Consider the following 26,559-nt stretch of genomic DNA (forward strand, 5'->3'; position numbering starts at 1 on the left):
GGTGACGACACCGCGCGCGACGGCCCTGCGCGCGACGGCCCCGCGCCCGACGGCCTCGCGCCCGACGGCCCCGTGCGTGACGGCCTCGCGCCCGACGGCACCGTGCGCGCCTGCCCCGCGTGCGGGGGAACCCGCCTCGATGAGGGCGCGCGATCGTCGCGCATCGGCGACGTGAACATCGGGGAACGGCAGCGCCTCAAGCTCGCGATCTCCATGGCCACGTCCGGGGCGATCTACGTCCTCGAGGAGCCGACGACGGGCCTGCATCTCGCCGACGTCGACAACCTCCTCGGCCTCCTCGACCGACTCGTGGATGCCGGCGACACCGTCGTCGTGATCGAGCACCACCAGGCGGTCATGGCGTACGCCGACGGGATCATCGATCTCGGACCCGGGGCCGGACACGACGGGGGACGTATCGTGTTCGAGGGCACGCCCGCCGATCTCGTCGCGGCATGATCGACCCTGACCGGGGAGCATCTCGCGCGATACGTGGGACAGTGAACGCACCGTTCGCAAGGAGTCGTCCCGGTCTGGGTCGACGGAGGGAGACACCGGTATGACACCCACGACGCTCGTCGAGCGCTACCTCGCCGCTCTCGAGCGGGCAGATCTCGACGCGGTCCTGGCTCTGTTCGCTCCTACCGCGCGCGTCCACTCGCCGCTGTACGGCGAGCGACCCGCCGCCGAGTTCTATCCGCTCCTCTTCGCCGACACAGCGTCGTCGCGACTGACGCTGCGCAGCGTCATGCACGACACCTCGGGCGCTCGCGTCATCAGTTTCTGGTTCCGGTTCGACTGGACTCTCGCCGACGGGACGCCCGCGCCGTTCACGGTCGTCGATATCGCCGAGCTCGCCCCCGACGGGCTCATCGAGTCCTTGCACATCGTGTACGACACGGTGGCCGTGCGAGACGCGTTCGACGCGCAGAAGCGCCGGGACGAACTCGCGTAAGCACCGCCCGGCGTCAGCCGTGCGTGCTGAGCGTCGCGTCGTGCAGGTGGCGTTCGCCGTGCGAGAGCACCTTCACGATCACCCCGCGCCGGCGCAGGTCGGCGATCGCGCGCGTCTCGTCGTCGCGCGTGAGTCCGAGCGAGTGAGCGCTCGTCACGACGAGCACGTCACCGCGGGTGAGCGTGCCGAAGAAGCGGTCGAGACGAGCGGCCCACCCTTCGAGGGTCTCCGGGGCCGGGTGACGGAACCCCTCGATGGGAACGCCGAATCTCGTGAGGTCGTCGCGCTGCTGAACGACGCTCGGCATCCCGGGCCGGGACACGACCAGACCCACGAGACGGGAGCCGGCCGGGCGAGCCCGCCACCAATCGCGGTCGCTCTGCAACTCCGTGAAGCACTTCGGGCACTCGGCCGCTGCGTGCGCGACGGGCACGGCACCGGTCCCGGCGGCATCCGCGGGTGACGTCGTCGTCGTGCTCGGATCGCTCATGGAAACCTCCGCTCCCATTGTGCCGCACGGCGGCCGCGGTTTGTCCGCCTTCGCGACGCCCCGGATCACCCGTTGCGCTTTCCGGCGGACGAACCGCGGCGACGCGGTCAGTGCGCCGAGTACCCTCCGTCGACGAGGTGGTAGCTGCCCGAGATGAACGACGCGGCATCGCTCAGCAGGAACAGGGTCAGTGCCGCGACCTCCGCGTCGGTTCCGAGACGCCCGGCGGCGTGCTCCTGCTCGAGGTGGCCGAGGGCGTCCGGGCTGAGGCTCGAACGCACCAGCGGGGTGTCGATGAAGCCGGGACCGACGGCGTTGGTGCGGACGCCCTGCGCCGTGTATTCGAGCGCGGCGACCTTCGTCAGCCCGATCAGCGCGTGCTTGCTCGCGACGTAGGCCGCGTTCTGGGCGATGCCGACCGACCCGAGAACGGAAGACATGTTGACCACGGCTCCGCCGCCGGAAGCGACGATCGCCGGAAGTTGAAACCGCAGACCGTAGAACACGCCGTCGAGGTCGACGGACCGCACGCGGTCCCAGGCTTCGATGTCGTAGTCGCCGATGTTCTGCGCAGCGGCGCCGATGCCGGCGTTGTTCACGGCGAGGTGCAGGGCGCCGTAGGTCTTCTTCGCGAACTCCACGGCGGCCTCGGAGTCCTGCCATTTCGCGGTGTTCTGGGTGAACGCCTCGGCGGTGCCGCCCGCCTCGCGGATCTGCGCGACGACGGCGCCCGCGGCGCCCTCGTTGATATCGGTGACGACCACCGACGCGCCCTCGGCGGCCAGCTCGCGAGCGATCTCGGCGCCGATACCGCTTCCCGCACCCGTGACGAGTGCGACCTTCTGGGTGAACCTGCTCATGATCGGATTTCCCTTCCGCATTCGGGCCGCGCGGATCTCGCGCGGATTTCATGCACATGAATGCAAGCGCGGGATTCCCCGCGAGTATTCCTTCACTCCTCGTCGCCGTCGTCCAGCCGCAGTTCGAGGCTGAGCTGATCGGCGTCGAGCTCGGCCAAGGCATGTCTCAGCGCGGCGGTGCTGTAGCGGCCGTCGCGCCCGACACGAGCGAGTCGTCGACGCATGGCCTCGATCGAGGCCAGGCGCAGCTCGAGCAGGTCGCGCACGCGGCCCGAGGCTTCCTCGTCGGGCGGCTCCGTGATGCGCGCGCCGACGCGTTCGATGATCTCGTCGGGAAAGGCCTCGCCGTCCCGCCGTCGAAGCTTCCCCGCCTGCAGAGCCGCGGTCGAGGCCTCGCGCAGTTCGGCATCCAATGCGCGCTGCTCCTCCCTGGTCGGCCCCTCGCCGCCGTCGCCGGTCAGCCCCACGGCGCGGACGACGGCCGGCAGGGTCATCCCCTGGATGACGAGGCTGAAGAGCGCGACCAGGAAGGCGACGAAGATCAGCAGCGGGCGGTCCTCGACTCCCTCCCGAGGCAGGGTCTGGGCGGCGGCGAGCGTGACGACCCCGCGCATGCCCGCCCACACGACGATGGTGCCGTGTCGCCAGCCGAGGGGGCTGTCGCGGTAGTAGTCGAGATCGGCCATGGTGCGCGAGATGCGGCGTCGCATCCAACTGATGCGACGGTCGGCTCGCTCCGGATCGTCGACACGTCTGCTCAGACTGTCGGGATCGTTGCGGAATGCTTCCTCGAACCGGTCCAGGCGGTCGCGCGCCTCGTCGATGCGGCCCTGGTGTCGCGGCAGGTTGCGGCCCCGTCGGCCCTGGATCCAAATGAGCCCCGAGACGTACAGAGCCCGCACGAGCAGGGCGATTCCCAGCGCCGACAGGGCGAGCCAGGTCCCGTGCCAGAGACCCTCGTGCTCGCTCAAGTTGCTCTGCACGATGTCCTTCAGTTCGAGACCGAACACGAGGAAGACCCCGCCCTCGAGGATCAGCTCGATCGTGCGCCAGTTGAGGCGGTCGCTCATCCGTTGCTCGGGCGTGAAACGGCGGGTCGCGCCCTGTCCGGTCACGATCCCCGCCACCACTGCCGCCACCAGGCCCGAGCCGCCGAGGTGCTCGGTGGGCAGGTAGGCGATGAAGGGAACCGTGAAGCTGAGGGCGGTGTTCGCCGCCGAGTTGGTGACGCGCTCGCGCACGCGCAGGTTGATCCACCCGATCGCGGCACCGATGATGAGGGCGAGGACCACACCCCATGCGAAGTTGGCGACCGCGTCGCCGAAGGCGAAGCCGGATGCCACGGCCGCCACGGCCGTGCGCAGCAGCACCAGCGCGGTGGCGTCGTTGAGCAGGCTCTCGCCCTCGAGCATCGTCACGACGCGTGGCGCGATGCCCAGCCGTTTCGCGATCGAGGTGGCCACGGCATCCGTGGGGCTCAGGATCGCACCCAGCGCGATGCCGAGCGCGAGCCCGAGCCCGGGGATGACGGCCCAGAAGAACAGGCCGAGCACCACGGAGCTGAGGACGACCAGGAGCACGGACAGCCCGGCGATCGGGACGAAGTCGCGACGGAACTCGATGGCGGGAAGCTGCACCGCCGCGGAGTACAGCAGGGGTGGGAGGACCCCGACGAGGATGACCTCGGGATCGAGCGAGAACGGCGGGAAGAACGGCAGCAGGCTCACGCCGAGGCCCAGCGTCATGAGGACGAGGGGGCCCGCCACGTTGAACTTCGGGGCGATCACCGTCGCAAGGGCCACGACCACGACCCCTGCCACGACGAGGATGAGGGGATCGATCACGGTTCGAGGCTAGTCCCGGGTGTCGAGGGAGCGGATTCCGCACGGCCTGCGGCGGACGCGCCTCCGTGCGCGGGGCCCGTCGACGCCCGCACGATGAGCTCCGGTGTGGGGGCGATCGTCACCGGTCGGGCGCCGTGCCCCAGCGCTTTCATGATCGCCGTCCCCGCGCTCTCGCCCCAGACAGCGATGTCGCGGGCCATCGCGCTGAGCGACGGCACCGTCGACCGGCACAGCACCGAGTCGTCCCAGGCCAGCAGCGAGAGGTCGCCCGGCACGTCGATCCCGCGCGCGGTGAGAGCGGATGCCGCGGCCGCGGCCATCACGTCGTTGTCGAACACGATGGCGGTCGGGGCATTCGTGCCCGCGAGCAGACGCTCGACGGCGGCGACGCCACCGGGGCCGGTGAAGTCGGCGACCTCGATGCGCACGTCGAGCCCCCCGCGCTCCGCCACCGCCTCGAAGGCGTGCGTACGGCGGACGGTGTGCGCAAGGTCGTCCGGGCCCGAGACCCGTCCGATGCGGGCGTGGCCGAGTCCGTGCAGGTACTCCACCGCCGTCCGCATGGGTGCTTCGTCGTCGCCCCAGACGACCGCGTGGCCGGGGGCGTCGTCGGGGTGCGCCAGCGCGACGCTCGCGAAGCCGAGCCGGTCGACGAGGTCGAGGCGGGGGTCCCGCTGCCGCGTGATGTCGACCAGCACGACCCCCGCGACCCGACCGGACTGCGCCCACCGCTGGTACGCGTCGAGCTCCTCGTCGAGGTCGGGCACCACCTGGAGCACGAAGGGTCGACCGTGTTCGGTGAGCACCTCTTCGAGACCCGCCATGAAGTCGCTGTAGAACGCTTCGACGCCGAGCTGGCGCACCGGGCGGCGGAGGACCAGGCCGACGGAGCGCCGCAGGGTCGAGTGAGGTGCGGGCTCGTCCTTCATCGTCGGCAAGTATCGCCTATCTCTCGCGTGCGCGGGCGAGAAGGTCGTTGGTCGTGCGCAGCACCCGGGCATCCGCGAAGGCGGCCGGGTCGAGGCCCGCGGGCGCGGTGATCCGGAAGACGTGCTCCTCGCCCGCTGTGAGCGTGATCATCCCCGAGTCCGCGCGCGCGGTGGGCTCGACGAGGTCCGCAAGCAGCGTGGCATCCTTCACCAGGGTGCGCGCGGTCACCGTGACCTCGTACCCGCCGTCGACCGCACGCGCGTGCGTCGAGATGTCGTCCTCGAGGGCGAGCTCCGTATCGTCGACGAAGTAGTGCAGGCCACGCTCGCCCGTGGTCGCGTGCGCGACGAGGACCTCGCGTTCGGGCTCGATCGCGGTGGCGAGGGCGGGGTCGACCGTTGCCGTCCAGCTCGAACGCGGTTCCACCTCGAGATCGAGGGTCGCGGATGCCAGGACGCCCCCCTCCAGGCCCTCGCGGCGCAGCTCCACGCGGCCCGAGATCGCTTCGTCGCTGTCGTTGTGGAGGGTCACGCGCAGGCCGTCGCCCTCGAGCTCGGGCTGGATCGTCAGCAGCCGTGGTGCCGAGACGCGGCGCAGTTCGTACCAGAGCGGCTTGCGGTGCCGGTGGCTGTCGACCGCGGCCCACGACACGACGGGCCAGCAGTCGTTGAGCTGCCAGACGATCCATCCGCGGTTCAGCGGGAAGAGCGAGCGGAACCACTCGATCCCGAACGACACCGCGCGCGCCTGATTCAGCTGCATCGTCCAGTGCCAGTCGGTGTATCCGCCAGGTTCGGGCAGATGCGTGCCCAGGCCGCGCGCGAGTTTGTCGTTGCCCTCGTTGGCCTTCTGGTGCGCGAGCATCTCGCGCCCGAACGGACTGCGGGGCTCGTCGCGCACGACGCTCTCGAGCGTCGAGAACGCGGGCGGGCCTTGAAAACCGAACTCCGACACGAAGCGCGGGCGATAGGCGCGGTACCCGTCGTAGTCCCGCGTATTCCATACGTCCCAGATGTGCATGGTGCCGTGCGCGTCGTCGTTCGGGTGGACGTACGAGCTGAACGAGAACGGGCTCCCGTCCGAGTAGAAGGTCGTGGGGGCGAGCTCGGCGACGATGCGCGGGAAGAGGTCGCGGTAGTAGCCCTCGCCCCAGCTGCGCCCGTTCAGGCGCGAGCGCCACGTCCAGTCGACGTAGCCCCAGATGTTCTCGTTGCCGCCGTTGAAGATCACGAGGCTCGGGTGGCGTGAGAGACGCGTGACGGCCTCGCGCGCCTCGGCCTCGAACTCGTCCCACAGCTCGGCATCCTCGGAGTACGCGGCGCAGGCGAGCAGGAAATCCTGCCAGACGAGGACACCCTCGCGGTCGCAGATGTCGTAGAAGTCGTCGCTCTCGTACAGACCGCCGCCCCACACGCGCAGCAGGTTGAGTCCCGCGTCCGTGGCATCCGCGATCGAAGCGGCGAGGCTCTCGGGCGTGATGCGGGTGACGAAGACGTCGTCGGGGATCCAGTTGGCGCCGTGCACATAGACGTCGCGTCCATTGATGCGCACCGTGAACGGGCTACCGTGCTCGTCGGGCGCGATGTCGACCTCGACGTGACGGAAGCCGATCGCCCGCGACCACCGCGTCGCCTCGTCGGCACCGTCGCCCACGCGCACGGTGAGGTCGTAGAGCCGTGCTTCGCCGTAGCCGCGCGGCCACCAGGGCTCGGCATCCGGAACGGCGAGGTCGATCACGACGGGCTGACCGGGCCGCGCCTCGACGCGGGCCGACGCACCGGCGACCTCGATCTGGACCGTGGTTGGTTCCCCCTCTTCATGCTGCCACTCGAGCTCGACGTGCGCGGTGAGATGCGGGATGCCGTCCACGATGTCGACGACGGGGCGCACCGCCGCGATGCGAGCGCGTGTCCATTCCTGAAGGCCGATCGGACGCCAGATCCCGGCGGTCGCGAAGTCGGGGCCCCAGTCCCAGCCGAAGTTGCAGGCGCTCTTGCGGATGGCGTTGAACGGGTGCGCGTAGGAGTGGGGACGCTCGCCGAGCACCGCTTCTCGCTCGCGGGCGTACCGCACGGGCGAGCGGAAGTCGACCTCGACGGTGTTCTCGCCCTCGCGCAGGACGGGGGTGAGATCGGTGCGGTAGCCGCGGTGCTGGTTCGCGGTCTCGAGCACGGTGGCGCCGTTGACGCGCACCGTCGCGACCGTGTCCAAGCCCTCGGCGACCAGGTCGACGCGGGCGCTGTCGAGGGGACGGCTCCACGAGAAGGTCGTGCGGTACCGCCAGTCCGATTCACCGATCCATGCGAGCTTCTCCTCCTGTGCGCCGGGGAACGGATCGTCCATGAGGCCGGCGGCGAGCAGATCGGTGTGAACGACGCCCGGAACGGCGGCGGGGATCCCGTCATCGAGCGCCCCGTCCTCGTCCGGACGCTCTCCGCGGAGAAGGGTCAGGGTCCAACCTGCGTCGAGAGGGTGATACATCAGCGTCGGTGTTCCTTCCGGAGAGGCCCCGCCGTCGCCCCGCTCTCGAGTGAGGGGGACGGTAATATCGGCACAGATGCGGGCCTTATTCAAGCTACTGAATTAAGCGGGCAGGGGAAAGCGTGGCGGGAGAGATGACCGGTGTCTCCACGCCGTCTCTGGTGCTGGACGTCATCCGCACGCGAGGGCCGATCAGCCGCATCGAGCTCGCCACCGCGACCGGCCTCACCCCGGCGACGATGACGACCGCGGTGCGTCACCTCATCGAGCAGCGGCTCGTCATGTCGGTCGGACACAGGGAGTCCACCGGTGGGAAGCGCCGCGAGCTTCTCGACGTCAATCCCGCGACGCGCTACGGCTTGGGGGTGCAACTCGGCCCCGCGTCGGTGCAGGTCGTCGTGGCCAACCTCTGGGGTGCCGTCGTCGGTCGCATCGGTGTCGCGGGCGCGGCGGGGGCGGTGCCCGAGGACGTCGTGAGCGCGGTGACCTCCGCCGTCGCGGAGCTGCTCGCCGCGACGTCCGTGGGTGACGGACTCATCGAGGGGCTGTGCGTCGCGGTGCCCGGGCCCCATGACGACGCGGGAGCGATCGTCGACACGCCCAGCCTCGCGAACCTGGAGGGGTTCCCCCTCGGTCCCGCTCTGGAGGCGGCGACGGGCCTGAACGTCCGCATAGAGAGTGCCGCTCTCCTCTCCGCCGCCGGCGAGGTGTGGACCGGCGCCGCAGCCGACTCCCGCGCCCTGGCGGTGATTCATCTCGACGGGGAACTCGCCGCGGGCGTGGTCGTCGACGGGCGGCTCGTCCGGGGTTCACGTGGCCGCGCGGGCGACATCCGGCACCTCCCTCTCGACCCCGCCGGCCCGGCGTGCCGCTGCGGTCAGCGCGGGTGCCTGGCCGTCCTCGCCCCGCCGGACGCGATCGTGGAACGGTTTCACGCAGAGACCGGCAGCAGCCAGACCATCGGTCGGATCGTCGCGCGCACCGGCAGCGACCCCCGGGCCGCCCACGTGGTCGACGATGCGGTGGTCGCCTTCAGCCGCGGGGTGGTCGCGCTCGCCGACGTGCTCGATCTCGACCGCCTCGTGCTTTCGGGGCGTGGCTACGGCCGTCTCCTCGACCGGTATCTCGACGGCGTGCGTGAGCACGCACGGGCGCGGGGTCGCACCGATCTGACCGTCGCGGTCTCGGCGAACCCGCGCGATGGCGGGGCTGTCGCCGCTGCCGGTGCCGTCCTGCGTGAGCACGTCGACGCTCGCTGACCGGTGTCGGCGCGACGACCTCAGGCGTCGGCGCGGAGCGCCTCGGCCACCGCAGCGAGACCCGTCACGACCTCGTCGAAGCTCGTCGACAGGGGTGAGAGACCGATGCGCAGGCCGCCGGGATCGCGGTAGTCGGGCAGCACGTCCTGCGTCCACAGGCGCGCGGTGACGGCGCGCATCGCGGGGTGCGAGAGCGTCACGTGGCCGCCGCGCTCCGCCGGGTCCCGGGGAGACGCGACACGCACGCCGAGCGGAGACAGGATGCCGTCGCTCACCCGCAGGGCGAACTCCGTCAGCGCGACGGACTTGCGGCGCACGGCGGCGATTCCGGCGGCCTCGAGGAGATCGAGGGTGTCCTGCATCGCGATCATCCCGAGGATCGGCGGCGTCCCCGAGAGGAAGCGGCGCATGCCGGCCGCCGGCCGGTACTCCGGCCCCATCGAGAAGACGTCGGCCGCGCCCATCCATCCCTGCACGGGTTGGGCGAGGGTGACGTGGTGACGTGACGCGACGTAAGCGAACGCCGGGGACCCTGGACCGCCGTTGAGGTACTTGTAGGTGCACCCGACGGCGAGATCGGCCCCCCACCCGTCCAGCTCCACGGGCACAGAACCCGCTGAGTGGCAAAGATCCCACAGCACGAGCGCTCCCGCGTCCTGCGCGATCCGCGTCAGCTCAGCGCCGTCGGCGAGGAATCCCGAGCGGTAAGACACGTGGCTGAGGAGGACGACCGCGGTGCGCGGACCGACCGCAGCGCGCAGCAGTGCCGCGTCGACCCCGCGCGCCGTGTCGACCTCGACCCACACCACGCGGGCACCGCGCTCAGCTGCGATGCCCTCGACCAGGTAGCGGTCCGTCGGGAAGTCGTCTCGTCCGACGACGATCTCGACGCGCTCCGGATCCTTCGTCATCCGGTCGTCGAGCGCCGCGCGCAGGAGCTTGTAGAGCAGGACCGTGGTCGAATCGCCGATCACGGTCTGCCCGGGCCCCGCCCCCAGAGCCAGCGCGCCGATGCGGTCGCCGATCTCGAAGGGCAGCTGCATCCAGGACTCGTCCCAGCCGCGGATCAGCCGGCCACCCCACTCCTCGGTGACGAAGCGCGCGAGACGGTCCGCGGTCGCCCGCGGGGGACGCCCGAGGGAGTTGCCGTCGAAGTAGATCAGCGGCGTCTCGGTGCCGACGAACGCATCGCGATGGTGCGCGAGCGGGTCGGCGGCGTCGAGCTCCGCCGCCTCGGCGGCGAACGCGGCCGTCAGGTCGGTCGACAACGCGTCAGATCAGCGACAGTTCGCGCAGCTTCGCCTCGACGTCGGCGTTGCTCGGCTCGACGTGGTGGCTCGAGTCGGGGTACACGACGACGGGGATGCTGGTGCGGCCCGAGATCTCCTTCGCCACGTCGGCGGCGGCGGGGTCGGCCACGAGGTCGACGTACTCGTAGGCGATGCCGAGTTCGTCGAGCTGCTTCTTCGTGCGGATGCAGTCGCGGCACCAGTCGGCGCCGAACATGCGGATGGGAGCGTCAGAGGACATGACTCCAGGGTACGCCGCCCCGCGGTGACCCCGGCTCTCGAGACCTCAGGCGGCGAGCTCGTCCTCGAGCGGCTCGCGCACGGCGGCCACGGCCGCGGCGGGGGCCTTCTTGGGCGCGTACACGACGAGCGCGTGGAACACGAAGCGGATCACGAATGCCGCGATCAGGGTGAGCGCCGCCGCGAGCACGCTCTGGATGTGCGCCTCGTTGACGAGCAACCAGATGACCGGAATGCGGACGATGGCCTCGATGCCGTTGAACGTGAACGACTTGATGAAGCGGTGCCGCATGAGGCCCGACTCCTGGCGCATGTCGGCGAAGACGAGGTACTCGAGCGCGATGAAGTTGGCGATGATGGTCAGCACACTCGCGATGACCGCGGCGACGAGGTACTGGACCCCGAACATCTGCAGTCCCCACATGATCGCCAGGTTGGCGAGCGCTCCGAGGCCGCCGACGACGGCGAACGCCGACATGCGTCCGAACCGGAGCATGGTCAGCTGCGTGAGGAAACGCATGCCCTGGCTGAACGAGGCCTTGCTCTCTCCGGCGAAGCGGGGGGCGAAGTCGAACGGCACCTCGGCGACGCGCATCTGCTTGCGGGCCAGGATCTCGAGGAGGATCTTGAAACCCCGCGGACGCAGCTCCTCGATGTCGAGGGAACGGCGGTCGATGAGGAAGAAGCCCGTCATCGGGTCGGAGCAGTTGTGCAGCTTCTTCGGGAACATCGCCTTGGTGAGCATGGTCGATGCGCGCGAGACCAGCGTGCGCACGGCGTTGGCGAGTCCGTCGGATGTGCCGCCGTCGACGTAGCGCGAGGCCACGACCACGTCGGCATCGCCGACCTCGGCGCGCGCGAGCAGATCGGCGATGACCTCCGGCGGGTGCTGCAGGTCGCCGTCCATGACGACGCAGAAATCGGATGCCGCGGCCTTGATGCCCTCGACCACCGCACCGCCGAGGCCCCCGAGGGGTTCGTCGCGGTGGATCAGGCGGACGGGGACCGGGGCGTTCCCGGCGACCCCGCGGATGATCTCGGGGGTGTCGTCGGTGGAGTCGTCGACGAAGATGATCTCGATGTCGCGACCGGGTACCGCTGCCGCCGTGCGTCGAACGAGTTCGGCGACGTTCGGACCTTCGTTGAAGGTCGGAACGATGACGGAAAGGATCATGGGCGCTCGCGTTTCGAAAGTGAATCCAGGATTACACAGCGTAGACCGGCCGACGCGTGCTCAACTCGGTATTGTGGATCAGTTACCTGGGAGGTAGCAGGTGTTCATTCCGATTACTGCCTGGTAGGACCCGCTATCCCGGGCGGATCAGCCGATGGCGTCCTTCAGATCGTCCACGGTCATCCCGTAGTTCATTCGGATCACGGGCAGGGCCAGCTTGTCGGTCCCGATGCGCACGTAGCCGTGCTCGATGGTGCGCCCCAGCGCGAACCCTGCTTCGCGCACCCCCTCTTTGGTGGTGTCGTTGTAGTGCCCGAAGGGGTAGGCGACGACTTCCTTCGCGCCGAGGATCTGGGCGGACTGCTCGAGGTCGGCGGCGATCGTCGCCGCGTCCTCGTTGACCATGCGCCCCTTTCCGTTGTCGCCGGCGCGGTGCATGTCGTGCGTGTGCGAGCGCTGCAGGACGAAACGGTTCGGCGTCGGTTCGGTGCGGGCGGAGGTGATGACGAACGACGTCGTGAGCAGGTGGCGCTTGTCGACGATGGGAGCGGCGAGCTCGAGCCAGGTGCTGTCGGCGTCGTCATCCGTGATGATCACCGAGTGCTTCGGCAGGAACACCTTCCCGTCGATGAACGCGCTCAGTTCGTCCCACGTGGGCAGGTAGAAACCCGACTCCTGGATGTGCGCCATCTGCGCGTCGAAATCGCCGATGTAGGCGTAGTTCAGTCGGAGCCAGTTGTCTTCGCCCTCGGGCTTCGTCGTGAACTGGTGGTACATGAGGATCGGGATGCTGGCCTCTTCCGCCGCATTCGCCTCGGGGGTCGTCCACCCCGCGTACAGCGTTTTCTCCTGTGCCGTGCACGCCACCAGGTCGGCGCCGTTCACGCGCGCGGGGAGCGTCATCGCGGCCGCGTCGGCTGCCGTCTCGTACCACCCGGCGAAGACGCGACCGTCCGCCTGGGGCAGGGGGAGCGCCGCATACAGCGTGTCCTGCGTCTCCAGCTGGGGGGCGAGTGCGACGCCCTCGCCCGAGAACGACACGGCGCACGCTTTCGGGTCGGTCGTGGACGCCAGGAGCTGCTCGGACGCGGTCTTCGGGGTCGGCGTCGGTGTCGGTGTCTCCTCCATGACAGGGGTGGAGGTGGCGTCCGCCGTCGGGACCGGGGTGCCGCGCGTGACGGCGAACACCGTCACCCCGCCGGCGATCGCCACGATGGCCGCGGCCGCGACGATGGTTCGGCGAAGACGCACGCGCCGGGTGGCGCGGCGACGGTGCTGGGCACGTGTCGTTGTCATGATCCCTCGGGTCGGATGCGATCGGCAGCGATCATCGCGATCCTAGCCGGACGATTCGCGCACTCCCTGGCCACGCCACGGGACGGCGAGCGGGTGAGCCACGATGATGGGGGAATGATCCGCATCGGAATCGTCGGCACCAGCAGCATCTCCGAACGCTTCGCCGAGGCGGTCGGCCACGTGGACGGGGTGGAGGTGAGCCGCGTCGCCTCGCGCGACGCGCAGCGGGCGCGGGCGTTCGCCGAGAAGATCGGGGCGCCCGGCACCGCCGTGGGACTCGACGAGCTCCTCGCCGCCGATGACGTCGACGCGGTGTATCTCGCGAGCCCCCACTCCGCGCACGTCGCTCAGGCGCGGACGGCTCTGGATGCCGGCATCCCGGTCCTCGTCGAGAAGCCGGCGACGCTGACCGCTCCGCAGTGGGAGGAACTCGTCGAACGGGCCACTGCTCGGGGGGTCGTGCTGCTGGAAGCGATGCGCAGCGCCTACGACCCGGGGCTGACCGCCGTGGCCGACCTGCTGCCGCGCCTCGGGACCGTGCGCCGCGTCTCGCTTCGGTACGAGAAGCGCTCGGCGCGGTACGACCACGTGCTCGCCGGCGAGCAAACGAACATCTTCGACCCCGCCCTGGGCGGGAGCGCGCTGCGCGATCTCGGCGTGTACCCGCTCCACGCGCTGGTGCAGCTCTTCGGCGCGCCCCGGGCGGTTCGGGGCGTGCGTGTCGGGATCGCCTCGGGAACCGACGGGCTGGGCAGCGCCCTCGCGGTCTACGACGGATTCGTCGCCGACATCGCCTGGTCGAAGATCACCGACACCGCTCTGTCGAGCGAGATCCAGGGCGAGGAGGCCTTCCTGCGGATCGACGCGATCGACGCGCCGCGGTTCCTCGAACTCACCCTCCACGGCGGCGATGCCGAGGCGATCCACGTCGAGGCACCCGAGAACGTGATGGTCGGCGAGGTCGAGCGGCTGCGCGACGCGATCGCCGGCGTCGACATCAGCGCCGACCAGGAACGCACGACCGCCACGCTGCGTCTCGTCGACGCGCTGCTCGCCGAACCCCTGCGTTGACGTTCACCTGACGTTCTTCCGGGGTTGTTAGGACGGACGGATGCGCAGAACAGGGAGCCCGTGGGAGGTCTTCCGGGCGTTCCTCCGCCTCGGCGTGACCTCGTTCGGTGGTCCTGTCGCCCACCTCGGATACTTCCGCGACGACCTCGTCGTCCGGCGGAAGTGGATGGACGATCGCGCCTACGCCGATCTGGTCGCCCTGTGCCAGTTCCTCCCGGGACCGGCGTCGAGCCAGGTCGGCTTCGCGATGGGGCTGCAGCGCGCCGGTTTCCTCGGCGCGATCGCGGCGTTCCTCGCGTTCACCCTGCCCTCGGCGGTGCTGCTGGTCGCGTTCGCCGGCGGTGCCGCGATCTTCGGCGGGCCGATCGGTGCCGGCGTGCTCGAGGGGCTCACGATCATCGCCGTCGCGATCGTCGCGCAGGCCGTGTGGGGGATGGCGCGGACGCTGACCCCCGACGCGCCGAGGGCGGGAATCGCGTTCGTCGCGGCAGCCCTGGCGCTGCTCGCTCCGGGCGCGGTCGGGCAGCTCGGCGCCCTCGCCGTCGGCGTGGCGGCGGGCCTCGTTCTGCTGCGCGGGGTGACCGAGGCCGCGTCGGCGCCGCTGCCCTCGTTCCGGGTGCCGCGGGGGATCGCGATCGGATGCCTCGTGCTCGCGGGAGGGGGACTGATCGGTCTCCCGGCGCTCGCCGCGGTCAGCGGTTCGGGTGCGCTGACGCTCGCCGACGCCTTCTTCCGCTCGGGCGCCCTCGTCTTCGGCGGCGGACACGTCGTGCTCCCGCTCCTGCAGGCCGAGATCGTGCAGACGGGCTGGGTCTCGCCCGAGACGTTCCTCGCCGGCTACGGCGCCGCCCAAGCGGTCCCCGGCCCGCTCTTCACCTTCGCCGCGTTCCTCGGTGCGGTCAGCACTGTCGGGCCGGGCGGGGTCGCGGGAGCGGCGATCGCCCTGGCGGCGATCTTCCTCCCCGGATTCCTCGTTCTGGTCGGAGTCCTGCCGTTCTGGGATGCCGTGCGCGAGAGGCCGCTCGTGCGCGCGGCGATGCGCGGGGCGAATGCGGCGGTCGTCGGCATCCTGGGCGCGGCCCTGTACACGCCGGTGTTCACGACGGCCGTGACGGGTCCCGCGCCGTTCCTTCTGGCACTCCTCGGGTTCGTGCTGCTGACGAGGTTCCGTGTGCCCGCGTGGGCGGTGGTCGTGGTCGGTGCCGTCGGCGGGGTGGCGATCCAGCTGGTCGCCTAGACCGCGATTCCCGGTCTCATGATCCGTGACACCGCGTCTCGAGGGTGCCAGGATGGGCGCACGCCGCCCGGTTTCGAAGGAGAAGTCCGTGTTCCAGAGCCCGTACCCGCGTATCGACATTCCCGACGCGAGCATCTACGACGATCTGTTCGGTTCGCTCGACGAGGCCGACCTCGACCGCGTCGCCCTGATCGACCCGACCAGCGGAGCCGAGACGACCTACGGCGCGCTGCGCGCGCAGGTCGACGCCTTCGCGGGGGCGCTCGCCGCTCGTGGCGTCGACACCGAGACCGTGGTGGCCGTGCTCTGCCCCAACGTGCCCGCTTTCGCGACGGTGTTCCACGGCATCCTGCGTCTGGGCGGGGTCGTCACGACGATCAACTCCCTCTATACGGCGCACGAGATCGAGAACCAGATCCGGGATGCCGAGGCCACCTGGCTCGTGACCGTGTCGCCGCTGCTGGGGCCGGCGGCCGAGGCGGCGCGCGCGGCGGGCATCCCCGATGAGCGGGCGATCGTGCTCGACGGGGTCGAGGGGCACCCTGACTTGCGGAGCCTGCTCGCGGAGGGCCGCACTCCGCCCGAGGTCAGCTTCGACCCGTCGACGCACGTGGCCGTGCTGCCCTACTCGTCGGGGACGACAGGCAACCCCAAAGGCGTCATGCTGACCCACCGCAACCTCGTCGCAAACGTCCACCAGTGCCGGGTCGTCATCGATCTACAGCGAGAGGACCGCGTCCTCGCCGTGCTGCCGTTCTTCCACATCTACGGCATGACGGTGCTGCTCAATCTGGCGCTGCGTCAGCGCGCGAGCCTCGTGACGATGCCGCGGTTCGATCTCGTCGATTTCCTCCGCAACATCCAGGACTACCGCTGCACCTTCCTCTTCATCGCCCCGCCGATCGCGGTCGCCCTGGCGAAGCACCCCGTGGTCGACGACTTCGACACCACGTCGGTGCGCACGATTTTCTCGGGTGCGGCGCCCCTCGACGGGGAGACCGCCGAAGCAGCCGCCCGTCGGATGGGTGCCCGGATTCTCCAGGGCTACGGCATGAGCGAGCTCAGCCCCGTCTCGCACGCCGTCCCGGACGACCGCGTCGACATGCCCGCGAGCTCGGTCGGGGTGCTGGTGCCGAACGTCGACGCGAAGCTCATCGATCCCGAGACGGGAGCCGAGATCGAGGAGCACGGCGACGACGGCCTCACGCTGCCGGGGGAGATCTGGGTGCGCGGCCCGAACGTGATGCTCGGCTACCTGAACCGGCCCGACGCGACGGAGGAGACCCTGGATGCCGACGGCTTCCTCCACACGGGCGACATCGGCGTGCACCACGTCAGCGGGTACTTCTCGATCGTCGACCGGCTCAAGGAGCTGATCAAGTACAAGGGCTACCAGATCGCCCCGGCCGAGCTCGAGGCGCTGCTGCTCTCGCATCCGAGAATCATGGATGCCGCCGTGATCGGCGTGGACGACGACGACAAGCAGGAGATCCCCAAGGCCTTCGTGGTCGCCGCGCCCGACTCGGGGCTGACGGCGGAAGAGGTGATGGCGTTCGTGGCCGCCGAGGTGGCCCCGCACAAGAAGGTGCGTCGCGTCGAGTTCATCGACGCGATCCCGAAGTCGACCTCGGGCAAGATCCTTCGGAAAGACCTCCGGGCGCGCGAGCGCGGGTAGGAGCGGGGCTCGAGACCGCGCAGGCAGGCCAGGGCGAGCGAAAGCGCGGGGAGAGCGGGGCGCCAGAGGGCGACCGAGAATGCCCAAGGGCGGGGCGTCTGTCGACGGCCCCGCCCTTGGGCATGTGCGGTGCGTTCTACGGCGCGATCAGAGCACCCGTCTGTGCGGCGGATTCCTCGGCCCGCTTCTCCTCGTCGTCGCGACCGCGGCGCTCGTCGGCGGCCTCCTGCAGGGCCGACTTCGCCCGGAGCGGCGGGGTGCGGAAGAACAGCGACAGGACGAAGGCGAGGAGCACCACCGACATCGCCACCCAGTAGACGGTGATCGTCGACGAGTTGAACCCGACGAGGATGGGCTTGCTCAGGCGCGGGTCGGCGCCCACCAGGAACGAGGTGTCGTCGAGGGTGGAGCTGCCGAACGCGGCGTTCTCATTGCCGTCGGCGAACCGCTGCTCGAGCGTCGTGGCAGTGCTGTCGACGAAGGCCGCGCGCTGGTCGGCGTCCGAGAAGTCGAGCGTCACGGTGCCGTCCGACGCGATGCGGGCGAAGGGAGCCTGCTGGGTCACCCCGGCGAGTGCCTGCGCGACGGCATTCTGCGTCGCGGCCGCTTGCGCCGAGGCGGGGAGCTCTCCCGCGGCGACCTTCGCTGCCACGGCCTGGGTCGCGGCATCCGTCGCCTGCTGCACGACCTGCTGCAGTTGCGTCGTCGCGCCGTCGGTGATGCCCGAAATGATCGGTGCGTAGACCGTTGACATGATCTTCTGGTTCGCGGGCGCCGACGACACCGCGGGGTCCAGCGCGGCATCCAACGCGTCGGTCAGTGTGGTGCGGTCAGTGAACGAGCCCAGGATGTTCGTCGGCACGAGCGTGAACAGAAGTGAGAGCAGTACCGCGGTGCCGAGCGTTCCACCGATCTGACGGAAGAATGTCGAGCCGCTGGTGGCCACTCCCATATCGCGTACGCCGACCGAGTTCTGGCTGGCGATGGTGAGGGTCTGCATGAGCTGGCCGAGTCCGAGTCCGATCACGAGCATGGCGATCGCGACGTGCCAGTAGGGGCTGTCGTACTTGAGGAACGTCAGCAGGAAGAAGCCGACCGACATCAGCAGCGTCCCGAGAATGGGGAACATGCGGTAGCGGCCGGTGCGGGCGATGAGCTGACCGCTCGCGATGGACGCGATCATGAGGCCGAGGATCATCGGGAGCATCTCGAGGCCGCTTTGCGTGGGGGTCGACCCGAGCACGAGTTGCAGGTACAGCGGGAGCGTCAGCATCGCACCGAACATGCCGAAACCGACGAGCACACCGATGACCGTGGCCATCGAGAACGTCGGCGAGCGGAAGAGCTTGAGCGGGATGAGCGCGTCGTCCTTCATCTTCGTTTCGGCGATGACGAACGCCAGGATGCCGAGAGCGCCCACGGCGTAGCAGGCGAGGGCGATCGGCGAGCCCCAGCCCCACTCGCGGCCCTGTTCGGCGACGAGCAGCAGCGGGACGAGGGCGACGATCACGAACGTGGCGCCCCACCAGTCGATGCGTACGGAGTGCCGCGGCTGCTTGGGGATGTGCAGGAAGCGCCAGACGATCGCGAGCGCGACGATGCCGATGGGCACGTTGATGAGGAAGACCCAGCGCCAGCCGGTGATGAAGAGGATCTGGCTGGCGCCGGCGAACAGACCGCCCACGAGCGGGCCGATGACGCTGGAGATGCCGAAGACGGCCAGGAAGTAGCCCTGGTACTTCGCGCGCTCGCGTGGCGCGAGGATGTCGCCCATGATCGCGAGCGGCATCGACATGAGGCCACCGGCGCCGAGGCCCTGGATCGCGCGGAACGCGGCGAGCTCGATCATCGAGGTCGAGAAGCTCGCGAGGACCGACCCGATGATGAAGATGAGGATCGCGATGAGGAAGAGCGGGCGGCGTCCGAAGATGTCGGAGAGCTTGCCGTAGATGGGCGTCGAGATGGTCGACACGATCAGGTAGGCGGTGGTGACCCACGCCTGCAGGCTGAGTCCCTGCAGATCGTCGCCGATCGTGCGGATCGAGGTTCCGACGACCGTCTGGTCGAGGGCGGACAGGAACATGCCGGCCATGAGGCCGAAGATCACGAACATGATCATGCGGTGGGTCATGACCGTGCTCGTTGCGCCCGTGGTGGTCGGTGCCGTGCGCGCGCGCCGGGTTCGGGTGATGTCTGACATCGGGGCCTCTTCGAGAGAAGGCCTGGCGGACGGCTCGGGATGGCTCAGTCGAGCGCCAGGTGTTTGCTAAAAGTCAACTAAGTGTAGCGCGTCTCGAGGCGGCTGGTGGTCGCGACGGGGGAACGCATACGTCAGCGCGGCGACATGGCCTATCGACCGCTCGCGGGTGTTCGTTGCGTGGGCCGCGGTTGTCGCCTCAGGTGCGCGCTTTGAGCAACGAGAACAGCCGGCTTTCGCGCGCGACGCGTGATGATGAAGGTGGCCGTGGCGGCCGCGCTCGCCCAGAGGAACGCCTCTATCGCCGCGACCCGCACGAGATCGCGACGTCGGGCGCCCGCGTGGAGGTTGCTCGCCAGCTCCAGCCGCCGTCGATGGCCGCTGCCGAATCCGATCAGTCCGAAGAGGACGATCACCGCGGGGGCGGCGAAGGCGGTGAGCCGGTCACGATAGTCCTGGGCGAAGGCGAACAGCTGTCCCGCCGTCGGGTTGAGCGGAGCCGACCTGAGGTGCGGCGTCGGTCCGTCCGACGGCCGACAAACGCATGACAGTCGAACTGACCGTCACTCTCCACGCTAGGCCCGGGGCAAGTCGACAACTATCCGTGCCAATACACTCACGCCAGGACTGGAGCTTCCTTAAACCTGGAGGCGACCAAGGCTGGGCCGGCTAACGCTAGATTCACATTGCGCCGGTGATCGTACACCGTTGTGACTTCTTCCAAGTACGCTGCATCGGCCTCGCTGATAGCGCCAAGGCGGACTGTCTCGTACAGCAGGCGGGCTCGCTGAGGGCTGTCCCATCCTCCACGTGTTGCGTGAGATGAAGTTCGGTCGAGGAGTAGAGCTATGTCGCGGGAATGAGGCTTCGTGGTCTCGGGTGCAGAGGCCTGGGCTGCGAGGGAGCGCTGCATCTCAAGAAGGTGTCGCTCTAGTTCGGCGGTGACTGTGGCAGCCTTCGCGGCGTTAGACAGCGCCCGTTTGCGCTCAGTAAGAGAGATTAGTGCTGTCGCCACGGACGCCAGAAGCGCGACGATACTGAGCACTACGACCGCCACCAAGGCTAACTCCAACATCGATACCTCCGTGCTACGCAGTAGGCGACTTAAGTCGCGTCAGCGCTTTGTCGACCGATCCTAGCCTCTTGTTGACGAGCGTCATAAGGCTCTTGAGATACGCATCGTTTCGCTTGTTAGTTCGTGAGATCTCTTTGAACTGATCGCTCAGAAGCTGGGTGGCAGTTGGGTCGAGCTTGCGCTTGGCGAAGACGAGCACCAAGTTTATCAGCGATGTGAGAGCCGCCACCCCTGCTGTCCCAAGCTGGACGAGCACCACGACCTCCGGGGTCACTCTGCCGGCTCGTTCTGTTGCGGTGAGGATTTGGCCCATGGTGGCACCGTCGCGGTGGGGAGATCGGCTTCGAGACGCTTGATACGGATGGAGATGCGCTTCGCTTCTGCAGCGATCTCCTCCAAGGCTGTCAATTGAGTCTGAAACACAATTGCGTCCTGGCCCGCGACATGTTCGTCGAACATGAGTCGTACGGTGACGATCGGTGCTAGCTGCAGGTCGTCATCGTCTGACAGGTCGATTGCACGGAGATCGAGGCTCAGCGCGGACCCGACCAAGTTGGGAAGGATACCATCGCGCTCGCGAGTGCCAGCGATGCGCGTTGCGACCGCAGAGTCGTCCTGGATGAGGTCAACGAGCGTCTCTAGTTTGTGATCGGTGACTGAATCTAATGCCGTTCGGATATCCGCACGAACGGGCTCGAAGCCTTCGCGGACTGCGACCTCGTATGCGAAGCGCAGTGCTCCGACGGCGCTTGACCAATCTTCGGGAGTCACACCATCTGGTGGTGACACCTCATAACGCAGTGCATCACGCAGTTCCGTAGAGTGCGCGGCTGCGTACTCTGTCGCAAGGGTGAGGGACTGCCGGTACGACGCCACTCCTAGCGTTCGGTCAAGCGTGGTCACGGCATGGTCCTGACGTCATGGCCAAACTGTAGCGCCTGCGAAGACCCATACACCCACTGGTCGCTCAAACATTGCGATGGTGGTGCGAAGCTATGTGTCCTTCGGCGGGGCCGAGAAACTCATGTCTAGGGCTCAGTGCCTGAGTCCCCATGCGTTGCAGGTGGTGCGCTGAGTCCACAGTCAAGAGAATGGCTCGTCGACTGGCGCACAGTTCTACCGGTCTTGGCGGCCGGGTCGCGAAACGGGGACTCGCCCGCGCGCTGTCGGCGTGGGGTTGCCCCACGCTGCGCCATCGAATGGTTCCTCCTGCTCCATGAAGTCCCCATCGACCACGCTCACAGATGCGCCCACGCCCCCAACCCCGCACAAGGACCCACGCATCGACCTCGACGCCCCCAGCCCCGCCCTCTACGACAACGGCCTCGACGCCACCGAAGGCCTCTGGCTCAGAACAGGATGGGCAGGACGGAGCTGACACGCCCGACCCATACACACTTTTTGGCCGATAACCCACCCAGACGTTCGGGAGGCATCCGGAAACAGAAGAACCCCCGTGCGTAGAAGCCACACGAGGGTCCCAGTGGCTCCGACGGGCGTCGATCCCGTGACCTCACGATTTTCAGTTGTATTCGCGGGGTCGGTGGATGCTCACGAGTGCTCGTTCGCCGCGTGATTCCACGGAAGTCGTCCTGGTTGGTGACAGCTGGGTGAGGATGGTTTCAGCGGAGCTACCGGCACAGAACCGGCACAACACGCTATTCGAACAACGGCTGTTCGTGCACCTCAGGAGCTGCCTTCTTCGTTCTTGCTACGGTCAGCTTCTCCACAATCACGCTGTCGGCAACCTCGATCACGGAACTGCGCGACCGCAATTCGAGTTCGCCTCGAATTGAAAGACGAACCTGGTCCTGATGGGCCCGCAGCGCCTCCCCGTACTGCTCTTCGCCTTCGCGTCATCGGGATGCGGAGATCGCATGCCGCGTCAGCCCAAAGACGCATTGCATCGACACCGAGGCTCAAAGGCGTTCCAGACGACTGAGGAAATCGGAAACCGTAAATCCTCCGGCCAAAGGCTGCACACCGTCCTGGAAGACCATGTAGTAGCGGTACTTCCCGCCAGCAGCGTTCGCCCACTTCTCGCCCAACTCGATCTTCGCGCGAGAGTCGTCGTTTTTCAGCATCTCTCCTTTGGATTCGACCAGCACGATCTTCCCACTCTTGGTGTAGACGATGAAATCCGGGTAGTGGTTTATCGGACCATTGATGCAGAACGCGTCTGGCGCTCGTTCGACGACCCTGTGCCACCACGCCACGTTCTCCAAAGCAGCGACCTTCATGACGAGGTCGCGTTCCTCGCCGTTCATATTTCCTTCGGCCTCGTACAGCGACCCACCCACTGATGTGTTGGGGTCGGTCAGTGAGATGCGTTCCGGGAGTTTGTAGGTCGGGCGAACACTGATCGAACCGTCGTCGAGCCCTGCTTCGAACACGTCAAGACGGTGCTCAACAAGAAAAAGATCGATCTTCGAGCGGATACGATTCGCAGCCGCGTGCGGAGACGTTTCGACAACCTTGAGCTGTGCACCATCGAGATTCTCTACGACCCGATGCACGTAGTTCCTGAGGTCATCCGCGGGAATCGAGTTGTAGCCCTTCTTGTCCAGGAGATTGAAGATCATGTCGCGGGATTCCCGCACTCGGCTCTCCATGGGCAGCGAATCGAAGTGTCTGCGAAGCTCTTGCTGCTGCCGAGTGTTCATGGCGAACGCCTTGGGTCTATCCCCCTCTCCTGTGCGCACGTCCACGGTGACGATCTGCTCGACTGCATGGGCGACGTCAACGTTAGAGTCACGGCCTTTGAGGCTGAAACCCTCTGTCAGACCCGCCGGCGACAATGGCACTCGGGATTCGTCTTCGACAGAGGCGAACAGATCGTCGGTCTCAACGTAGAACCTCGGGAGTCGCAGAGCGAGTGCCTGGTCAGAATGAGCCTGGCTCATCGCGTAGTGGGGCACCTTGTCCTCCAAATCCGCCGGCAGCGCGTTCTCGGACGCCCCTTCCAGCGCGTCTTCCGCCTTGCGTTCGTACTCTTCACCAGCTTGCTCAGCGACGCGCACCATGTCCTCGACCGACGACGGCACCTCGTCCGCGTTGCCGGTCCCAATTCGCTCCGAGACGGCCTCGATATCGAACTCTAAGAAATCCTCGTCAGCCCTTCCGGGATCCCCCGAAGGAGCGCCGGTCCCGTCCGATGTAGGCGCTGTCGTGGGCGTTGGCAGCGTGCGCGAACCCGACTCATCTACCGGCAACTGGCTGGCTAGGCGGTAATCGCGAGCGGTGAATCCCGCTGCGTTCAACCCGGCGACCACGTTGTCGATGGTGGACCTGAAGTCGTTCGAAGAGGTCAGGACATAAGAGGTGTTGAGCAAGCCGTTCGCATGGTGCTTCGTGTGGGGCTGACGAAGAATACGCCCGAGAATCTGCTCGACGTCGACCTGGCTGGTCTTGTTGGCCAGCGACGCGAGCACATACGCGAATGGACAGTCCCAGCCTTCTTTGAGTGCGTTAACGGTGATGATGAACCGGACCGGACACGAGTCGCTGAGGAGGTCAACGCTCTTAAGTTCGTCGAGGTTGGCCGTTTTGATGGCGATCTGATCGTCGGGCACCCCGGCGTCGATCAGTTTCGCACGAAGCTTCTCGAAGGACGTGGCATCTTCCGAGGCTTTCGGCTGCGCTTGAAACAGCACTATGGGTCGGATGTACTCGCCGCCGGCCTCGAACTCGGCGGCAGCGGCGCGCTCCAAAACTCGCCGGATATCGATGGCGTCGGTGATGACCTCTGTCTGCGACTCCTTGTTGTAGACCACGACAGGCAGTTTGACCATGTGTTCGGCCTTGAGCGCCAATGCGTCCACGTAGGAAATGATGTTGGACTCGCTCTTCGGGGTCGCCGTCAGGTCCAGGACGAACGAGGGATTGAAGTTGCGCAGCATCTCCTTAGAGAGATCGCTACGTGCATGGTGCGACTCGTCCACGATGACTAGGGGCTCGAGCTGGTTGATGACCTGGAACAAAGCCGTCTCGTCGGCGTCGTCGATCGTCACTTCTGCCGGGCCGAGGGCGGTCCGGAAAGGTTCCAGCGCCCCGTTGGCCTGGAAGGCCTTACGCCCCTCCTTGTTCGCCGAGCGGAACGAGTCGTACGAGAGCACCATCACCGTGAGCTGCTCGGCGACCGTCGCCGGGTTGAAGTTCTGCCCTGTAAGTAGTTCGTGCTTCGAGTACACTTCGACGCGAGATCCGAAGTCGAGATTGAGCTGCTGCCGATAAAGGTGGCTGGGGTTCTTTAGCGCAGCGAGGGTCTGCGTGAGGATCGCGTCAGAGGGCACCAGCCACACGACGGCCTTCGGCGTACGGACGGGGAGCGCGTCGAGGATCGGCCGCACCGATGCACACGCCAGCAGGGTCTTGCCCCCACCTGTGGGCACCTTGTAGCAGACGTGAGGCACGCCATCGATGATGTTCTGATATGGCCGAATCCCGCCCGCACCGACAGGCACTTGCTTGGATGCCCAGTAGTCTGCGAAGGCAGCGGAAAGTGAGTCGGTCTGCTTTAGGAAGTCCAGGTAAGAGACGAGGTCACCGATCACTCGCTTCTGGTATTTCTTGAGTTCCATGAAGGGTCCTTGACTCACAGCCTCGTAATATCGCGCGGGATCTTCTTGAACGTGATGTTCAGGGTCAACAACTCCTGGTCGCTAAGCGTGCAGGTATCGGCGTAAATCACCAAAGCATCCGACACCACCTCAGGAGACAGGGAAGCGATGTATTTGCGGCCCAGATTCGTGACCTCGTCGACTTCGTAGATGAAGTGGTAGGCGACGTGCCGATCGGTCCCCAAGAAGTACGGATGCGTCTCAGACGACACCTCGGGTGCCGTGGTCTGGGTCTCTGTGAACCAGATGTAGTCACGAATTCGCTCCGCCGGCACCGCGGGATTCAAAGTGCCATCGACGAGCAGAGGCTCTCCGAGCTCGTAGAAAGAGAAGGAACCACCTGTGCCCGACACATCGAACTCCCGAGTGTGCGTGGCGACTACCTGCACAAAGGAGGAGCCTGTCTTCCCCGCCACCTTGGTGACCACCTTGGGACGGGACACCGTCGTGTACACCCCCACAGCGCTGTCAGCGACCTTCGTCGCTTCTGCCAGGATCTCGGGAGCATTTTTCAGCGCGCCCAGAGTGAGCTTCTGCTCGAACAGCACAACCTCTTCCGAGGTCTCGCCACTGTAGCCATTGATCACGCGACGCACTCGCTCAGCCGTGACTTCTTCTGCGTAGTCACCCAGCTCGACCAGGATGAAGCTGCGATTCCCGCCATCCCTCTTGTTGAGGTTCAAAACCGCCTGAGCAGTCGTCCCTGATCCCGCGAACGAGTCGAGGACGATTGCGTTGGGGTTGCTATTGAGGGCGACGAGCCATTCGAGCAGGCTGAGCGGCTTAGGCGTGTCGAACTTCTTGGAACCGAAGATCGCCTTAATGACGGCCGTGGCCTCCGCGTTCGTGCCGTAGCCGTCGAGCCATGTGTTCCAGCCGAACGAACTCCTGACTTCGCGGATCTTCTCATACGGCACCCATCGCTCTGTCTCGCCGTCGACTGACACCCCTTTGTCGTACGGCGTGAGCTCCCAGTGCGCGAAGCCCGGATTTTCGAGGATTTGTGCCATCCCGCGATGGTCCTTACCCCAACGCCAGTACCCCTCGGTCCCGTCGTTCTTGACCGGCAGCACAACTGCTCCGTTCGGAGCCGTGACTGGGAACCACAGTGTGGGCCTGTCGGATCGGTCGGAGGTGGCACCCCACTTGCGCAGCTCGCGACCCTTCTTATACGGTCCGAACGAGTCGCTGAGATTGAGCGCTCCGCTCTCCTTCTCCTCCATCGCCAGCATGCTCTGGTCGCCCTTGCTGTAGATCAGGAGGTACTCGTGCCCGGTACGCAGCGCGGTCTTGTCCTTCCCGCCGCTGGGCTCAGAACGCACAGGCGCATAGGCAAGCCTGTTGGAGGGCCCGAAAATCTCGTCCATGATCTTGCCGAGGCTGGCGAACTCGTTGTCGTCGATGGAGATGAAAATGACGCCGGTCGGAGCGAGGAGCTTGTGGAGCAGCCGGAGCCGCGGATACATCATGCACAGCCACTTGTCGTGGCGCGAGAGGTCTTCGCCCTCCTTACCAACGACGTCGCCCAACCACTTCTTGATTCTGGGGTCGTTGACGTTGTCGTTGTAGACCCAGCCTTCGTTGCCCGTGTTGTAGGGCGGGTCGATGTAGACGCAGTCGATTCGCCCTTCGTACTGAGGGAGCAGCGCCTTGAGAGCTTCGAGATTATCGCCATGGATGATCATGTTCGGCGATCCGTTGTCGTCCGTCTTCTGACCGCGCTCGTCGAATGAGTACTGCCGGTCAAGGACGCGGAACGGGACGTCGAGGTGATGGGTGATCACCTTGGCTTTGCCTACCCAATTCAGTTCAGGCACAAGCATCTTCCTGTCGATTCAAAGCCTTGGCGCGGCTAAGGGGAATGGTT

At 67.2% G+C, this 26,559-nt stretch carries 20 protein-coding genes and 1 pseudogene; 6 read left to right on the plus strand and 15 right to left on the minus strand.

Annotation, left to right across the window (positions count from 1 at the left end; genetic code table 11):
* Positions 1-180 precede the first annotated feature (180 nt).
* A pseudogene (locus NS220_RS05065) lies at positions 181-459 on the plus strand (excinuclease ABC subunit UvrA); the annotation flags it as partial.
* 100 nt (positions 460-559) lie between these two features.
* Positions 560-955: a nuclear transport factor 2 family protein gene (locus NS220_RS05070; RefSeq protein WP_058623008.1), complete on the plus strand. Its 396-nt coding sequence runs from the start codon at positions 560-562 to the stop codon at positions 953-955.
* A gap of 13 nt (positions 956-968) precedes the next feature.
* Here NS220_RS05070 and NS220_RS05075 read toward each other — a convergent pair whose 3' ends face one another.
* From NS220_RS05075 to NS220_RS05095, 5 genes are all read right to left on the minus strand, one after another.
* The gene (locus NS220_RS05075) at positions 969-1,445 is read right to left on the minus strand and encodes a hypothetical protein (RefSeq protein WP_058623009.1); all 477 of its coding nucleotides are present in this window, start codon (positions 1,443-1,445) and stop codon (positions 969-971) included.
* A gap of 107 nt (positions 1,446-1,552) precedes the next feature.
* Entirely contained in the window at positions 1,553-2,305 is a 753-nt protein-coding gene (locus tag NS220_RS05080) for an SDR family NAD(P)-dependent oxidoreductase (protein ID WP_058623054.1), read from the minus strand.
* 92 nt (positions 2,306-2,397) lie between these two features.
* A complete protein-coding gene (locus NS220_RS05085) occupies positions 2,398-4,149 on the minus strand; it encodes a cation:proton antiporter (RefSeq protein WP_081322992.1) in 1,752 nt (583 codons plus the stop codon).
* Positions 4,146-5,078 carry a LacI family DNA-binding transcriptional regulator gene (locus NS220_RS05090; RefSeq protein ID WP_058623010.1) on the minus strand — a complete coding sequence of 311 codons (933 nt, stop codon included), beginning with the start codon at positions 5,076-5,078 and terminating at the stop codon, positions 4,146-4,148. The genes NS220_RS05085 and NS220_RS05090 overlap by 4 nt, the downstream gene beginning before the upstream one ends.
* A gap of 16 nt (positions 5,079-5,094) precedes the next feature.
* Positions 5,095-7,560 (minus strand): glycoside hydrolase family 2 protein, encoded by a 2,466-nt coding sequence (locus NS220_RS05095; protein WP_058623011.1) that lies wholly within the window; start codon positions 7,558-7,560, stop codon positions 5,095-5,097.
* Positions 7,561-7,694: 134 nt separating this feature from the next.
* Between NS220_RS05095 and NS220_RS05100 the strand changes: the two genes are divergently transcribed.
* Positions 7,695-8,819, plus strand: coding sequence for an ROK family transcriptional regulator (locus NS220_RS05100; RefSeq protein ID WP_058623012.1), 1,125 nt, complete (start codon positions 7,695-7,697; stop codon positions 8,817-8,819).
* A 20-nt stretch (positions 8,820-8,839) separates the two neighbouring features.
* On the opposite strand, the gene NS220_RS05105 is transcribed toward NS220_RS05100, so the two are convergent.
* From NS220_RS05105 to NS220_RS05120, 4 genes are all read right to left on the minus strand, one after another.
* Entirely contained in the window at positions 8,840-10,087 is a 1,248-nt protein-coding gene (locus NS220_RS05105) for a kynureninase (RefSeq protein ID WP_058623013.1), read from the minus strand.
* Positions 10,088-10,091: 4 nt separating this feature from the next.
* The gene (locus NS220_RS05110; RefSeq protein ID WP_013584189.1) at positions 10,092-10,349 is read right to left on the minus strand and encodes a glutaredoxin family protein; all 258 of its coding nucleotides are present in this window, start codon (positions 10,347-10,349) and stop codon (positions 10,092-10,094) included.
* Between the two features lie 45 nt (positions 10,350-10,394).
* Positions 10,395-11,522 carry a glycosyltransferase gene (locus NS220_RS05115; protein ID WP_058623014.1) on the minus strand — a complete coding sequence of 376 codons (1,128 nt, stop codon included), beginning with the start codon at positions 11,520-11,522 and terminating at the stop codon, positions 10,395-10,397.
* A 147-nt stretch (positions 11,523-11,669) separates the two neighbouring features.
* On the minus strand, positions 11,670-12,818 hold the full coding sequence (locus tag NS220_RS05120) for a polysaccharide deacetylase family protein (protein ID WP_242864534.1): 1,149 nt from the start codon (positions 12,816-12,818) through the stop codon (positions 11,670-11,672).
* Positions 12,819-12,932: 114 nt separating this feature from the next.
* Here NS220_RS05120 and NS220_RS05125 point away from each other — a divergent pair, with 114 nt between their 5' ends.
* The 3 genes from NS220_RS05125 to NS220_RS05135 all read left to right on the plus strand — a co-directional run bounded on the left by NS220_RS05125 (position 12,933) and on the right by NS220_RS05135 (position 16,801).
* Positions 12,933-13,889 (plus strand): Gfo/Idh/MocA family protein, encoded by a 957-nt coding sequence (locus NS220_RS05125; RefSeq protein ID WP_058623015.1) that lies wholly within the window; start codon positions 12,933-12,935, stop codon positions 13,887-13,889.
* Between the two features lie 40 nt (positions 13,890-13,929).
* Positions 13,930-15,126, plus strand: coding sequence for a chromate efflux transporter (gene chrA / locus NS220_RS05130; RefSeq protein WP_058623016.1), 1,197 nt, complete (start codon positions 13,930-13,932; stop codon positions 15,124-15,126).
* Positions 15,127-15,214: 88 nt separating this feature from the next.
* Positions 15,215-16,801, plus strand: a complete 1,587-nt coding sequence (locus NS220_RS05135; protein ID WP_058623057.1) for an AMP-binding protein — start codon at positions 15,215-15,217, stop codon at positions 16,799-16,801.
* A 136-nt stretch (positions 16,802-16,937) separates the two neighbouring features.
* On the opposite strand, the gene NS220_RS05140 is transcribed toward NS220_RS05135, so the two are convergent.
* The 6 genes from NS220_RS05140 to NS220_RS05155 form a co-directional block, all read right to left on the minus strand.
* Positions 16,938-19,001, minus strand: coding sequence for an MDR family MFS transporter (locus tag NS220_RS05140; protein ID WP_058623017.1), 2,064 nt, complete (start codon positions 18,999-19,001; stop codon positions 16,938-16,940).
* A gap of 613 nt (positions 19,002-19,614) precedes the next feature.
* Positions 19,615-20,073 carry a hypothetical protein gene (locus NS220_RS19625; RefSeq protein ID WP_153004160.1) on the minus strand — a complete coding sequence of 153 codons (459 nt, stop codon included), beginning with the start codon at positions 20,071-20,073 and terminating at the stop codon, positions 19,615-19,617.
* A 13-nt stretch (positions 20,074-20,086) separates the two neighbouring features.
* The gene (locus tag NS220_RS19630; protein ID WP_193755275.1) at positions 20,087-20,347 is read right to left on the minus strand and encodes a hypothetical protein; all 261 of its coding nucleotides are present in this window, start codon (positions 20,345-20,347) and stop codon (positions 20,087-20,089) included.
* On the minus strand, positions 20,344-20,976 hold the full coding sequence (locus NS220_RS05145) for a hypothetical protein (protein ID WP_153004162.1): 633 nt from the start codon (positions 20,974-20,976) through the stop codon (positions 20,344-20,346). Before NS220_RS05145 ends, NS220_RS19630 begins: the two co-directional genes overlap by 4 nt.
* Before the next feature lie 1,016 nt (positions 20,977-21,992).
* On the minus strand, positions 21,993-24,653 hold the full coding sequence (locus tag NS220_RS05150; protein WP_058623019.1) for a DEAD/DEAH box helicase: 2,661 nt from the start codon (positions 24,651-24,653) through the stop codon (positions 21,993-21,995).
* Between the two features lie 14 nt (positions 24,654-24,667).
* Entirely contained in the window at positions 24,668-26,509 is a 1,842-nt protein-coding gene (locus tag NS220_RS05155) for a site-specific DNA-methyltransferase (RefSeq protein ID WP_058623058.1), read from the minus strand.
* Between the last annotated feature and the right edge of the window lie 50 nt (positions 26,510-26,559).

Source organism: Microbacterium testaceum, assembly GCF_001476655.1.
In the GTDB taxonomy this organism is placed as follows: domain Bacteria; phylum Actinomycetota; class Actinomycetes; order Actinomycetales; family Microbacteriaceae; genus Microbacterium; species Microbacterium testaceum_C.

What these genes read in the sequence shown, in the direction of transcription:
- NS220_RS05140 (WP_058623017.1), bottom strand. Translation starts at nt 19,001, where the DNA reads ATGTCAGACATCACCCGAACCCGGCGCGCGCGCACGGCACCGACCACC.
- NS220_RS05100 (WP_058623012.1), top strand. Translation starts at nt 7,695, where the DNA reads ATGACCGGTGTCTCCACGCCGTCTCTGGTGCTGGACGTCATCCGCACG.
- NS220_RS05095 (WP_058623011.1), bottom strand. Translation starts at nt 7,560, where the DNA reads ATGTATCACCCTCTCGACGCAGGTTGGACCCTGACCCTTCTCCGCGGA.
- NS220_RS05075 (WP_058623009.1), bottom strand. Translation starts at nt 1,445, where the DNA reads ATGAGCGATCCGAGCACGACGACGACGTCACCCGCGGATGCCGCCGGG.
- NS220_RS05150 (WP_058623019.1), bottom strand. Translation starts at nt 24,653, where the DNA reads ATGGAACTCAAGAAATACCAGAAGCGAGTGATCGGTGACCTCGTCTCT.
- NS220_RS05080 (WP_058623054.1), bottom strand. Translation starts at nt 2,305, where the DNA reads ATGAGCAGGTTCACCCAGAAGGTCGCACTCGTCACGGGTGCGGGAAGC.
- NS220_RS19625 (WP_153004160.1), bottom strand. Translation starts at nt 20,073, where the DNA reads ATGTTGGAGTTAGCCTTGGTGGCGGTCGTAGTGCTCAGTATCGTCGCG.
- NS220_RS05090 (WP_058623010.1), bottom strand. Translation starts at nt 5,078, where the DNA reads ATGAAGGACGAGCCCGCACCTCACTCGACCCTGCGGCGCTCCGTCGGC.
- NS220_RS05115 (WP_058623014.1), bottom strand. Translation starts at nt 11,522, where the DNA reads ATGATCCTTTCCGTCATCGTTCCGACCTTCAACGAAGGTCCGAACGTC.
- NS220_RS05120 (WP_242864534.1), bottom strand. Translation starts at nt 12,818, where the DNA reads ATGACAACGACACGTGCCCAGCACCGTCGCCGCGCCACCCGGCGCGTG.
- NS220_RS05110 (WP_013584189.1), bottom strand. Translation starts at nt 10,349, where the DNA reads ATGTCCTCTGACGCTCCCATCCGCATGTTCGGCGCCGACTGGTGCCGC.
- chrA (WP_058623016.1), top strand. Translation starts at nt 13,930, where the DNA reads ATGCGCAGAACAGGGAGCCCGTGGGAGGTCTTCCGGGCGTTCCTCCGC.
- NS220_RS05125 (WP_058623015.1), top strand. Translation starts at nt 12,933, where the DNA reads ATGATCCGCATCGGAATCGTCGGCACCAGCAGCATCTCCGAACGCTTC.
- NS220_RS05070 (WP_058623008.1), top strand. Translation starts at nt 560, where the DNA reads ATGACACCCACGACGCTCGTCGAGCGCTACCTCGCCGCTCTCGAGCGG.